Genomic DNA, 13,047 nt, shown 5'->3' on the forward strand with positions numbered 1-13,047 from the left:
GTCCCAGCCGAGCTCGCCGCAGTCCGGAGCGTCACAAGCAGGGGCCTCCTGGTCCGCGCAGTCGTGGACGTTGCGGGACGACTCTGCAGGCGACAGCGAGTCGCAGCATGAGTCCTCCGAAGCTGGTTCCCGTCAGTCCGGCCAGGGCTGGTCCGCGACAGCGCAGTCCGGGTCGAGTGCTTGGCAGGCGGCGCCGTCGCAGCCGCCGCAGCGGGATCAGAGTGGTCCGCGCTCCGAAGACTCCTACTTGTGGGGCCCGGCCAACCAGAGTCAGCAGCCCACGTCCCCATGGAGCAACGCGCTCTCACCACAGCAGCAGGCCGGTCCCCGCCACGCCGCATCCCAGGGCGGTCCGGGCCAGATCGGGCCGATGGGTCAGCCCGTCCAGCAAGGACCGAACTGGCAGTACCCGCCGATCCCGATCCCGCAGCCACCGGGCGGCCGGCGTCGTCGTAAGAAGAAGGTCTCGCGCAATCTGCTGATCCTTCTGGTCGCGCTCGCTGTACTAGTGGTCGGCTCGGGCATCACCCTGCTCATCCGCAGTGTCGGTGGCGGTGACGACCCGCAGGCCAAGGACAGTCCGACGGCGCCCGTGTCAGAGTCGTCCTCGTCGCCGTCCGAGAGCCCGTCGACCTCACCGAGCCCGTCCACGCCCCGCGGCCCGACGGCCGACGAGGTGGTGAAGGGCAGCGCGCTCTACAAAGTCGGCCCGGTCGCCGCGTCGAAATGCGCGGAGCCGCCGTTCGCACCGGTCACGGTCCCGGCAGCGCAGCAGTACTACAACCGCCTGCTGCCTTGCCTCAACCGCACCTGGTGGCTGGCGATGAAGAAGGCCAACCTGCCGTTCCGCAACCCGAAGGCGGTCGTGTACGTCGGCAAGACGCCGTCCCCGTGCGGGATCCAGCGCAGCGTGCGCGCGGCGTACTGCGGCGCGAACGAGACGATCTACCTGCCGTTCAGCGTGGACAACGGGTACTACCGGACCAACCCGGTCTACGCGCGTGCGGTCATGCTGAACACGTTCGCCCACGAGTACGGGCACCACGTGCAGAAGCTGAGCGGGATCCTCGCCTCGTCGATGTCCCGGCAGCAGTCGATGACGCCGAACCAGAAGCTCCTCGAGAGCCGCCGGCGCGAACTGCAGGCGACCTGCCTCGGCGCCGTCTACCTCGGCGCCAACGCGGCGTTCACGCCGATGAACGGCCCGCTGCTCGCCAACTGGAAGTTCCTGATCTCCCACTCCGGTGACGACTACGCCCGGCCGCGCGTGCACGACCACGGCAACCGGGTGAGCAACTACCAGTGGTCGATCAGCGGTTTCAACAGCAAGAAGCCGGACGCCTGCAACACGTTCACCGCAGCAGACGTCCGGGTCAACTAGCCGCAACAGCGCAGCCGCCGCCCGTCAGCCGAACAGCCGGCGGGCGGTGGTCAGCGAGCCGCCGAACGCGGTCACGAAGTTGCTGAGCGACTCCCCGATGTCCGACAGGTGCCAGTTCTCCGGTCCGGAGTACCAGCCGATGCCGGCGTCGGGGTCGTCGTCGTCATCGGTCGCTGCGATCTCCAGCGCCCACTTCTCGGTCAGCCCGAGCACAGCGGCGTACGGCAGACAGCGGGACGCGAACTCGAGCCGGTGGCTCTGCGGCAGCGTCGACGAGGACTCGTTGGCCAGGTAGTGCTGCAGACCGGCTACGCGACCCAATACGGCGGCACCGCGCGCGGTCCGGGCCGGTGCGGCCTGACCGACCAGTGCGAGCACCAGACCGGCCGCCATGACGGCGAAGCCGACCAGACCGAACTTGGTGACGATCGCGAGCACGATCGTCAGTACGACGCCCGCACCGAGCAGCACCACGCCTGCTGTGGTCCACCGGTTCCGCACGGCGTCCGGGCGGTTGTTGAACCAGCCCTGCGTCACGACGTCGGCGTACAGCTGCTCGCGGACCAGGTTGAGCCGCGGCCGCAGTGACGGGCCGAGCGCGGACACCAGCACGGTGTCGCCGTCCGCGAACACTGCGTCCAGCAAGGCCTTCTCGTACGGCAGGAGCTCCGGCCCGCCCGCGTGCAGCCGCTGCAACTCCCAGTCCAGCTTGCCGAAGTGCGACTCGCGCGGCTGCTCGACGATCGTCAGGTAGTTGCGCACGGCAAGGTCCAGCAGCGTGGCGGTGATGTCGACGACGTCGGCCGTCTCGTCCACCACCGTGCCGACCTGACCGGGCCGGATGCCGTCCGGCGCGGCGAACTGCGGCCCGTCGGCACTGTCGAGCACCGGACGTTCCGGCGCGCCTTCACCGACCTTCGCCGCGTCGCGGCCACGGAAGAACCACAGGCCAACCGCACCGAGCAGTCCGATGCCGAACACGATCACGGCCAGGCCGATCGTGCTCGAGTCCACGGTGAACGCCCGGCCGAGCGACCAGCGGGTCGAGTACTGCGCGTTCGCCTGCACCGTCGCCTGATCGCTCAGCCCGGTCAGGAAGGTCACCCGGCCACCCGCCGGTACGCCGTTCTGCTGGATCTGCAGGTCCGCCGACTCGCCCAGCTGGGACGACGTACACGGCATGCTCGAACCGGTCCGGCCGGCGAAACAGGTCACCCAGGTCGCGAACGGCACGCTGACGCTCAGGTTGGCCGTCGGGACCGGGACAGCGAAGCCCTGCACGATCGGCCAGCTCACCTCGCGGCCCTCGGTCGAATCGGCGACCACGTTGTCCACGGTGTAGCTGTAGACGATCTTCGACTGACCGGACACGTTCACCGTGAGCTTGCGGCCGTCGTCGGTGCTCTGGTTCTGGAAGCCCTGCGCGGGCTCGCCGTTCACCGTCGCCGACACGTCCTTCAGGTCGTACGTGCGGTCGCGCTCGGAGTCGGACCGGACCCGGGTCGTCAGCGTCCGGCTGAACGTCGTACCGCCGGCGGTCAGGTCGACCGTCTCCTTCACCTGGAGCTGCCCGTCCTTGGTGAGCGTCGCATCCGCGGTGTACGCCGTGATCCGGTCGTCGGCCCGGCCGGCTGCCTGGGCAGATACCGGGCTCAGGGCAACGAACAGGCCCGCTACCGGCGCGGTCAGACAGATCAGCAGGGCAGCCGGAAGGAGGCGGCGCTTCGGTGACATGGGTCGAGAGTAGTCTCGTGCCGGTTCGTGCAGCGAACTCGACCGACCAGCCTGGAGGCCACAGTAGTGAGCAGCCCGTACGGGTACGGCGGCCCGCCGCAGGGCCGGCCACCCGGCCCGCCGCCCGGCATCCTGCCACCGCCGCAGGCAGCACCGTGGCCTCCGCAGCAGGGCCAGTACGCGCCTGGCCCGATGCAAGGCGGGCCGCCGCAGCAGTACCCCGGTCAATGGGCGCAGCCGTACTACGGACCTCCGGGCCACTTCAACGGATTCCAGCCACCGCGGAAGCGCGGCGGTCCACTCCGGCTCATCCTCTTCGGCTTCGTCCTGCTGATCTTCCTCGGCGTCTCGTTCGCCATCGCGTCCGCCCTGCTGGGGAAAGGCACCGACGACACCGCGGACCCCGGGGTGACCGGTCCGTCGATCGTGCCGACACCGACCACGAACCCGCAGAAGGGGTCCGCCGAGGACTACCTGCTGAACGCCGACGTCTACCGCACCGGTCCGCTCCCGGAGCAGAACTGTCCGGCAGCGAACCTCGGCAGCGGCAGCCTGGCCGCGCAGAAGGTCTACTACCAGCGACTCTTCAAGTGCCTGAACGACGCGTGGCGTCCGGTCTTCCACGAGCTCGGGCAGGACAAGCCGGACCCTGGCCTGGTCGTGTTCGACCAGCCGGTCCAGACCGCGTGCGGCAACTTCCAGCCGCTGTCCGGACGCGTGCTGGCGTTCTACTGCTACGGCAACCAGGTCATGTACGTCGACGTGAAGCAGATGAACAAGGCGTTCGGACCGCAGGAGGACCTCGCGTATCTGATGACGATCGCGCACGAGTACGGGCACCACGTGCAAGGCGTCACCGGACTGTTCTACGCGCGTGCCGTCTACCTGCAGGACCACCCGGACCAGAAGCTCGAGAGCTCGCGGCGGAACGAGTTGCAGGCGTCCTGTTTCGGCGGTGTGTTCAGCAAGGCCGTTGAGAAGTCCTACCCGTTGACGAACCGGCTGGACGAGTTCAAGGAGCAGTCCAGCAACAGCTTCGGTGAGTCCCCGGACACGCCGGAGGACGAGCGGACGCACGGTCTGGCCACCAGCCAGGGCTTCTGGATCCAGAACGGCTTCAACATCGGCGCCAACAAGGCGTGCGACACCTTCGCGGTATCGGCGGACCTGGTGAAGTGAACACCGTCAATCTGCCGCCGCTCTGCGCCAGGTCGTCGGTGACTCGTTGTACGTGCGTTTGAAGGCGACGCTGAAGGCGAAGGGGTCCTCGTAGCCGACCTGGTGGGCCACAGTCGCGATGGTGGCGGTTGTGGTGCGGAGGAGGTCGGCTGCGAGCGTCATCCGCCAGGCGGTGAGGTACGTGAGCGGCGGCTGACCGACGAGCTTGGTGAAGCGAGCGGCGAAGGTGGCGCGGGAGAGCCCGACCTTGGAGGCCAGCTCGGCGACCGACCAGCGGTGCGCGGGGTCCTCGTGGAGGTGGCGGAGCGCATCGCCAACGCCAGGTGCGGTGAGGGCCTGGTACCAGGACGGGAGCCTCGACTCGGCGCACCATGCGCGGAGAGCGAGCACCAGCACGAAGTCGAGCAGCCTCCGCAGTACGGCGTCCTGTCCTGGCTCCTCACGGGCGATCTCAGTGGTGAGGAGGTCCAGCGCCGGCCCGGTCTGCGGCGTAGCGGACACCACCGCGAGCGGAGGCAGTAGATCGAGTACCCGCCGGCCGACGTCACCGCGCAGGTCGTAGGCGCCACGCACCATCGTCGTCGCGCCGGGCAGCCCATCGCCGTAGGTGCGCGGCGCCAGGTACTCGCCACGCCACTCCACCGGATCGCCGTCGATCGTGTACTTCTGCCCGCCGCGGATCACGTAGTACGCCGGCGTCGCCGGATCGTCCGCGATCGTGTAGCTGCCGACTCCTGTGATCAGCGCGATGTCGCCGGCCGCCAGCATCGTCGGTACGCCGTCGTCGAGCCGCAGCCAGGCGCTGCCGCCGAGCGTCGCGACAACCGACAGCGACGGCACGTCGGCGTAGGTCACGGACCACGGCCCGCGCGCGATGATCTGCCGGACCAGCGCATCGGTCGCCTGCGCGCGTTGCAGCAGGTCGCTGAGGACATCCACCAGTCTAAGCTAGACGATCACAAATGGATCGGCGACGCTCTCCCATGGATCGTCTGCACCGACTCCCGTTGGCTTGTCCTATGAACAAGTTCCTCGTCCTTGGCGGCACGGGCACCACCGGCCGCCGCATCGCAGACCGCCTTCGCTCCACCGGCCACGAGGTCCGTACGGCGTCGCGCACAGGAAGCGACGTACGACTCGACCTCGACGACCCGTCCACGTGGACGCCCGCGCTCGACGGCGTCGCTGCCGCGTATCTCATGGAACCCACGGTCCGTCCGGGAGACCGCTTGGCCCGGTTCGCGGAGGCGGCGCTCGCTTCCGGCGTACGACGGCTTGTCCTGCTGTCGGCGTCCCTCGCATCCGACCCCAGCCATCCCCTGCACGCCGTCCAACAGGCCGTCCGCGGCTCCGATGCCGAGTGGACGATCCTGCACCCCAACTGGTTCGCGCAGAACTTCACCGAAGGCCCGTGGAAGAACGCGGTCCGCACCGGCACCCTCGCCCTACCAGCCGGCGACGGCCGTACGCCGTTCATCGACGCCAACGACATCGCGGACGTAGCCACCGCCGCCCTGACGACCGCCGATCACAACGGCCGCACCTACGAATTGACCGGCCCCGAAGCCATCACCTTCACCGAAGCCGCCAACCACTTGACCGAGGCCGGCCGGCCCGTCGAGTACGTCGCTCTGTCTCCGGCCGAGTACATCGAACAGCAAGTAGCCCAAGGCGTTCCGCGGGCCGGCGCCGAACTTCTCACCCGCATCCTGGCCTCGATCGCCGACGGGCACGGCGGCGAACCGACGACCGATGTGGAGCAAGCGCTCGGTCGCGCAGCCCGTACTTTCAAGGCATTCGCGCACGATCGGGAGAAAACAAGCAGTTGAGGTGTTCGCTTCGGGTTATCCAGCAGATAACCATGCGGCGTATTATCCGGCCGTGACGTTGCGACGCGGGGAGTTGGCGACGGCCGCGCGGACGCTTGTGGATGTGCTTGAGGAGACGGCCAACAGGTTTGCCGACGAGCCGGCGCTCGACGACGGCAGCGTCAGCCTCAGTTATCGCGAACTGCTGGAGCAGACCACCAAGTTCGCCAACCGCCTGACGGCCGCGGGGATCGGTCCCGGCGACCGCGTCGGCATCCGGATCTCGTCCGGCCACAACGACCTGTACGTCGCGATTCTCGGCACCCTCCAAGCCGGCGCGGCGTACGTTCCCGTCGACGCGGACGACCCCGAGGAGCGCGCCGAGCTGGTGTTCGGTGAAGCAGCGGTCGCGGCCACCGTCGGCGACGAGCTCAAGCTGACGGTGACCCGTCCCCAGCAACAACCGATCGTCGACAACGACGCGGCCAACGGCGCCTTCGACTACCCGTACTCGGCGCGCATGGACGCCCCGACGGTGACCGACGTCCCCCGCAGCAAGCAGGGCCCGGAGACCACCGACGACGCATGGATCATCTTCACCTCGGGCTCCACCGGCGTACCGAAGGGTGTCGCGGTCACACACCGGTCGGCCGCCGCGTTCGTCGACGCCGAGGCCCGCCTCTTCCTGCAGGACGAGCCGATCGGGCCGGACGACCGCGTCCTGGCCGGCCTGTCGGTCGCGTTCGACGCGTCCTGCGAGGAGATGTGGCTGGCCTGGCGGCACGGCGCCTGTCTCGTACCGGCGCCGCGCTCGCTGGTGCGGACCGGTATGGACCTCGGCCCGTGGTTAGTTGCCCAAGGCATCACTATCGTCTCTACCGTGCCGACCCTGGCCGCGCTCTGGCCGCCGGACGCGCTGGACCAGGTGCGGCTGCTGATCTTCGGCGGCGAGGCGTGCCCGCCCGAGCTCGCCGAGCGGCTCGCGGTCGACGGCCGCGAGGTCTGGAACACGTACGGCCCGACCGAGGCGACCGTGGTGGCCTGCGCCGCCCAGCTCACCGGCGTTGGCCCGGTCCGGATCGGTTTACCCTTGGACGGTTGGGATCTCGCCGTAGTAGATGCTGCAGGCAACGAAGTTGCCGACGGTGAGATCGGCGAGCTGATCATCGGCGGTGTCGGCCTGGCCCGGTACCTCGACCCGGTCAAGGACGCGGAGAAGTTCGCCCCGATGCCGACGCTCGGCTGGGAGCGGGCGTACCGCAGCGGCGACCTGGTCAGATCCGATCCGTTGGGCCTGCTGTTCCAGGGTCGCGCCGACGAACAGGTCAAACTCGGCGGTCGCCGCATCGAGCTCGGCGAGGTCGATGCCGCCCTGCAGGCCCTCCCCGGCATTACCGGCGCCGCGGCCGCCGTCCGCAACAGTGCGGCCGGAAATCAGCTCCTCGTGGGGTACGTCGTACCGGACGACCCGACATCGTTCGACAACGCCAAAGCCACCGCGCGGCTGCGTGAAGAACTCCCCGCGGCGCTCGTGCCGTTGCTCGCCGTCGTCGACACCCTGCCGACCAGGACCTCGGGCAAGGTCGACCGCAACGCGCTCCCCTGGCCGCTGCCGGGGATGGACAGCGACGGCCCGCCTGCCGAGCTGTCCGGCACTGCGGGCTGGCTCGCCGAGCGCTGGACCAAGGTCCTCGGCGCCAAGGTGACCAGCGCCGACAACGATTTCTTCCTGCACGGCGGCGGCAGTCTCGCCGCTGCGCAGCTGGTCTCCGCACTCCGGGAGAAGTTCCCGGACGTCACCGTCGGCGACATCTACGAGTACCCGCGCCTCGGCGCGCTGGCCGAGCGGCTCGACGAGTTCCAGCCGGCCGCGCTCGAGCCGGTCGAGCTGCGCGATATCCGGCCGACGCCGAAGGGCACCCAGCTCCTGCAGACGGCGTTGACCCTGATCCTCCAGACCGTCGTCGGCGTCCGCTGGCTGGTCTACCTCTTCACGCTGAACAACTTGCTCGCGGAGCTGATCGGGCCACTGCCGTGGGTGCGGACCGTGTCCTGGTGGTGGATCCTTGCGGGCTGGCTGATCCTCATCAGCCCGGCCGGCCGGATGGGCATTGCAGTGCTCGGTGCCCGGATCCTCCTGCGCGGCCTCAAACCCGGCACCTACCCCCGCGGCGGCACCGTCCACGTCCGCCTCTGGGCCGCCGAGAACCTGTCCGACGCGGCCGGTGCGGCCAACCTCGCAGGCGCGCCATGGATCGCGTACTACGCCCGCGCACTCGGCGCCAAGGTCGGCCGCGGCGTCGACCTGCACACGCTTCCGCCGGTGACCGGCATGCTCACGATGGGTCGGGGCGCGTCCGTCGAGCCCGAGGTCGACCTGGCCGGCTACTGGATCGACGGCGACCAACTGCACGTCGGCCCGGTGACCGTCGGTGCGGAGGCCGTGGTCGGTTCCCGCAGCACACTGCTTCCGGGCGCGGAGATCGGCCGGAACGCCGAGATCGTGGCCGGCTCGGCTGTCTCCGGCAAGGTGCCCGCGAACGAGCGCTGGTCCGGTTCGCCCGCGGCCCGGATCGGTCGCGCCCGGCACCCGTGGCCGGATCATCGGCCCGCTCGCGCGCCCTGGTGGGTCGCGGCGTACGGCGCCCAGTCCGCGATCATGTCGCTGATCCCAGTCGCGGCTGCCGCGGCGGCGTTCGTCGTCCTCGGACAGTACGTGAAGGGCACGCAGACCCTCGGCGACGCGGCACTCAAGGCGCTGGAAGCGATCCCGTTGATGACGCTGGTCGGCTTCGTGACGATGGCGGTCCTCACGCTGATCGGCGTCCGGTTGCTCGGTATCGGGATCAAGCCCGGTCACTTCCCGGTCCGCAGCCGGATCGGGTGGCAGGTCTGGGCGACCGAGCGGCTGCTCGACTCGGCCCGCACCCTGCTCTTCCCGATGTACGCGAGCCTGCTGACGCCGTGGTGGCTGCGGGCGCTCGGCGCCAAGATCGGCCGCGATGTCGAGGCCTCGACCGTGCTGCTGCTCCCGAAGATGACCACCGTCGGCGAAGGGGCGTTCCTCGCCGACGACACGATGATCGCGTCGTACGAGCTCGGTGGCGGCTGGCTGCACGTGGCCGGCGCGAAGGTCGGCAAACGCGCGTTCCTCGGCAACTCGGGCATGACCGCACCCGGCCGCAGCGTGCCGAAGAACGGGCTCGTCGCCGTACTGTCCGCCGCCCCGAAGAAGTCCAAGGCCGGTACGTCGTGGCTCGGGTCGCCGCCGGTGAAGCTCCGCCGTCAGGCCGTCACGGGCGATCAGAGCCGGACGTTCAACCCGCCGTACAAGCTGAAGGTCGCGCGGGCGCTGGTCGAGCTGTGCCGCTTCGTCCCGATGATGTGCACGGTGCTGATCGCGCTCGGCGTGCTGTTCGCGCTGCAGGCGCTCGACATCTGGCTCGGTCCGCTGGCTGCACTGCTGCTCTCCGGCGCGGTGATCCTGGCCGCCGGCGCGGTCGCGGGAGGGATGGCGACGGTCGCGAAGTGGCTGATCGTGGGCCGCACGCGCGCGGTCGAGTACCCGTTGTGGAGCTCGTTCGTCTGGCGCAACGAGGTGGTCGACAGCTTCGTCGAGCTGGTCGCCGCGCCGTGGTTCGCGAACGCGGCAGCCGGTACGCCGGTACTCAACCTGTGGCTGAGGTCACTCGGAGCCAAGATCGGCAAGGGCGTCTGGTGCGAGACGTACTGGTTACCCGAGGCAGATCTGGTCACCCTGGGCGACGGTGCCACGGTGAATCGCGGTTGTGTGCTGCAGACGCACCTTTTTCATGATCGAGTTCTCTCCATGAGCACAGTCACCTTCGGGCCGGGAGCAACCCTCGGGCCCCACGGCATCGTCCTCCCGGCCGCCTCGGTAGGAGCAGGAGCTACCATCGGGCCGGTGTCTCTCGTGATGCGCGGTGAAGGCGTCCCGGCGGGTACGCGCTGGGCGGGGAACCCCATTGCACCGTGGCAGCACCGTGCTCCGTGGCAGGGCTGATGGTTGACCCCTATGTGCCCACCCATGGAAACGCCGGCTACAAGGTCGAATCCTACGACCTCGAGCTCGATTATCGGGTCAACAGCAACAGGCTGAGCGGCAAGGCGACGATCACGGCGTTGGCCACCCAGGCGTTGTCCCGGTTCAGCTTCGACCTGTCCGGACTGCGCGCGTCCAAGGTGCTGGTCAACGGCCGTCGCCCGCAGCGCTTCACCCAGCGCGCGGGCAAGCTCTACATCACCGCGAACCTGCCCGACGGCGCCGAGTTCACGGTCGACATCCAGTACGGCGGCAACCCGAAACCCGAGGACAGCCCGTGGGGCGAGCTCGGCTGGGAGGAACTCACCGAGGGCGTGATCGTCGCGAGCCAGCCGAGCGGCGCGGCCACCTGGTTCCCGTGCAACGACCACCCCGGCGACAAGGCTCACTACCGGATGTCGATCACCACGGATTCGCCGTACCAGGTCGTCGCCAACGGCCGGCTGGTGTCGCGGCGGGTGAAGGCAAGTCGTACGACGTGGGTGTTCGACCAGGCCGCGCCGATGGCGACGTACCTCGCGACCGTGCAGATCGGGTCGTACGACGAGGTGGGTCTGGCCACGACACCGGTGACGACGAAGGGTGCGGTCCCGGGACGGTTGACCCGCGAGTTCCGGCACGACTTCGGGCGGCAGCAGGACATGATGAAGCTGTTCAGCCGGCAGTTCGGGCCGTATCCGTTCGGCGGGTACACGGTCGTCGTGACCGACGATCCGCTGGAGATCCCCCTCGAGGCGCAAGGCATCTCGGTGTTCGGCAGCAACCACGTCGACGGCCGGCGGGGGTCGGAGCGGCTGGTCGCGCACGAACTGGCGCACCAGTGGTTCGGCAACAGCCTGACCCCGGCGAGCTGGCAGCACATCTGGCTGAACGAAGGCTTCGCCTGCTACGCCGAGTGGCTGTGGTCGGAGGAGTCGCGCGGCCTCACCGCCGACCAGCAGGTCTCGAAGGCACACTCGCGGTTGAAGGGCCTGCCTCAGGACCTGATGCTGTCGGACCCCGGACCGGAGCTGATGTTCGACGACCGGCTCTACAAGCGCGGCGCGATCACCCTGCACGTGCTGCGGAAGCACCTGGGCGACGCCGCGTTCTTCGAACTCCTGCAGACCTGGACCAAGGTGCATCGGCACGGCTCCGTCACCACCGCCGAGTTCATCGCCCTGGCGACCACGTTCAGCACGGACGAGGAAGCCCTCCGGCACCTGTTCGCCGCCTGGCTGGACTCCTACGAGCTGCCGCCGCTGCCGCGGAGACGCTAGTCGATGCGGATCGGGATCGAGTTCTTCGGGGGCATGGCGGCGATCATCGCCATCGTGATCGTCGCCGGGCGTCACCTCCGGCGGCCGGGCTCGCCGAAGGGGCCGACCTGGCATCACATCGTCCTGGGCTGGGTGCTGCTGGTCGCGGCCGGCGCGCTGTACACGTTCCCGCCGCACGACATCGTGCTGTCGGTGCTGGTGCTGGTTCTCGGCGTCGGCTTCCTGGTGATGGGCGTTGCGACTCTGGGCGGCGGCAACTTCGGGTACTTCGGTGCGTTGGCCGGCGGACTCGCGGCGGTGCCGTTCGTGATGACGCCGACGCCGGTCGCCCTCTCCCAGGTCGGTACGACGATCACCTGCCATGTCCGCGGGTATCACGGCCACCCGGTGTACGAGTTCACCGCCGACTGCCCGAACGGCCACAGCTACGACTTCACCAAACACGGCTCGCACGACTTCCCCGGCGGCAACGTGCCGGTGATCGTCGACAAGCACGGCGTACTGCAACCCGAGTTCGTCGGCGAGGAGAACGTGACCGCGGACCTCGTCGGCGGCATCCTCTGCCTGCTCGTTGCCGCCGGCATCATCGCGGCCGCGGCCGTCCACAACCGCCGCCTGCACGGCGATGTCCGGCACGTCGTGAAGCCAGGCTTCAGCTCCGGCCCCTAGGCAGCGTCAGCAAGAACACGCACCGTCACGCCGCGCCCTGCCGCGCCACCTCGGCGGCAGCCTTCACGAAACGTTCGGTGAGTGGCGTCCTCGTCGCCCAGGCGGTCCCGATCCACCAGGTCGCCGCGCGTCCCGGCAGCGGCACCAGCCGGACCTCCGGCGGCGCGATCCGCTCGGCAGACTGCGGTACGACGGAAGGCCCGGCGCCGGCCGCGGTCAGGGCGAGCACGGTCTGTAGATCACCGGCTTCCTGAAGTACTTGCGGATGGCAACCAAGCTCGGCGTACAGGCTGTTGATCTGCGACGCCAGTCCGGGTCCCCGCGAGGGTGTGAGCCGGATCAGCGGCCGGGAGTCGATCCAGTGGACCAGGTCGCGGGGGAGGTCCTGCTCCGCCTGGACCGCGAGCGTGAGCCGATCCCGTCGTAACCGAAGGTGTTCGAGACCCGCCGGCACCGGCAGCCGCACGAACCCGATCTGCAAGCTCCCCGCCAGCAGCCGCTCACACTGCACCGACGACGGCATGTCCTCGAGCGAGATCGTCACTCCCGGCCACCGACTCCGGAACAACGCAACGGCCTTCGGAGCCAGCTCGATGCCGGACAGTCCGAACCCGATCGCCAGCGATCCCTCAGTCCCGGACGCGACCTGGGCAGCCCGTCGTTCGAACGCCTCGGACCGGTCGAGCAACTCCAGAGCGTCAGGAAGCAACAGCTCCCCGGCCGGGGTCAGCCGGGCGCCGTGCCGACCCCGGCTGAACAGCACCGAACCGACCCGACGCTCCAGCACCTGGATCTGCTTGGTCAGCGCCGGCTGACTCGTCGACAACTCCTCGGCCGCGGCGCCGAAGTTCCGCAGCCTGGCTACCGTGACGAACGCCCGGAGCAGACGGAGATCCATAACTCCAGGATATGGAATCGTTCCGAACGGCTATTGGACGTCATGGACCGATCGGC

9 protein-coding genes are annotated in these 13,047 nt (G+C 69.2%); 6 read left to right on the plus strand and 3 right to left on the minus strand.

The features are described from left to right. Nucleotides 1-370: 370 nt before the first annotated feature. Nucleotides 371-1,381, plus strand: coding sequence for a neutral zinc metallopeptidase (locus EV653_RS21825; protein WP_134105570.1), 1,011 nt, complete (start codon nucleotides 371-373; stop codon nucleotides 1,379-1,381). A gap of 24 nt (nucleotides 1,382-1,405) precedes the next feature. Here EV653_RS21825 and EV653_RS21830 read toward each other — a convergent pair whose 3' ends face one another. Next, nucleotides 1,406-3,115, minus strand: coding sequence for a DUF2207 domain-containing protein (locus tag EV653_RS21830; RefSeq protein WP_134105571.1), 1,710 nt, complete (start codon nucleotides 3,113-3,115; stop codon nucleotides 1,406-1,408). 66 nt (nucleotides 3,116-3,181) lie between these two features. Between EV653_RS21830 and EV653_RS21835 the strand changes: the two genes are divergently transcribed. Beyond that, nucleotides 3,182-4,294, plus strand: coding sequence for a neutral zinc metallopeptidase (locus EV653_RS21835; RefSeq protein ID WP_238159951.1), 1,113 nt, complete (start codon nucleotides 3,182-3,184; stop codon nucleotides 4,292-4,294). 6 nt (nucleotides 4,295-4,300) lie between these two features. On the opposite strand, the gene EV653_RS21840 is transcribed toward EV653_RS21835, so the two are convergent. After that, nucleotides 4,301-5,233: an AraC family transcriptional regulator gene (locus EV653_RS21840; protein ID WP_134105572.1), complete on the minus strand. Its 933-nt coding sequence runs from the start codon at nucleotides 5,231-5,233 to the stop codon at nucleotides 4,301-4,303. Between the two features lie 80 nt (nucleotides 5,234-5,313). Between EV653_RS21840 and EV653_RS21845 the strand changes: the two genes are divergently transcribed. Genes EV653_RS21845 through EV653_RS21860 form a run of 4 tightly spaced genes read left to right on the plus strand, consistent with a single transcriptional unit; the run spans nucleotide 5,314 to nucleotide 12,093 of the window. Further along, on the plus strand, nucleotides 5,314-6,123 hold the full coding sequence (locus tag EV653_RS21845) for an NAD(P)H-binding protein (protein WP_134105573.1): 810 nt from the start codon (nucleotides 5,314-5,316) through the stop codon (nucleotides 6,121-6,123). A 52-nt stretch (nucleotides 6,124-6,175) separates the two neighbouring features. Continuing rightward, complete coding sequence (locus tag EV653_RS21850; protein ID WP_202871774.1) at nucleotides 6,176-10,126, plus strand: Pls/PosA family non-ribosomal peptide synthetase; 3,951 nt, start codon at nucleotides 6,176-6,178, stop codon at nucleotides 10,124-10,126. Next, entirely contained in the window at nucleotides 10,126-11,424 is a 1,299-nt protein-coding gene (locus tag EV653_RS21855; RefSeq protein WP_134105575.1) for a M1 family metallopeptidase, read from the plus strand. Before EV653_RS21850 ends, EV653_RS21855 begins: the two co-directional genes overlap by 1 nt. A 3-nt stretch (nucleotides 11,425-11,427) precedes the next feature. Next, a complete protein-coding gene (locus tag EV653_RS21860; RefSeq protein ID WP_134105576.1) occupies nucleotides 11,428-12,093 on the plus strand; it encodes a hypothetical protein in 666 nt (221 codons plus the stop codon). A gap of 25 nt (nucleotides 12,094-12,118) precedes the next feature. Here EV653_RS21860 and EV653_RS21865 read toward each other — a convergent pair whose 3' ends face one another. Continuing rightward, entirely contained in the window at nucleotides 12,119-12,991 is an 873-nt protein-coding gene (locus EV653_RS21865; protein ID WP_134105577.1) for a LysR family transcriptional regulator, read from the minus strand. Nucleotides 12,992-13,047: the final 56 nt, after the last annotated feature.

It is taken from the genome of Kribbella pratensis (assembly GCF_004365355.1).
Classification (GTDB): domain Bacteria; phylum Actinomycetota; class Actinomycetes; order Propionibacteriales; family Kribbellaceae; genus Kribbella.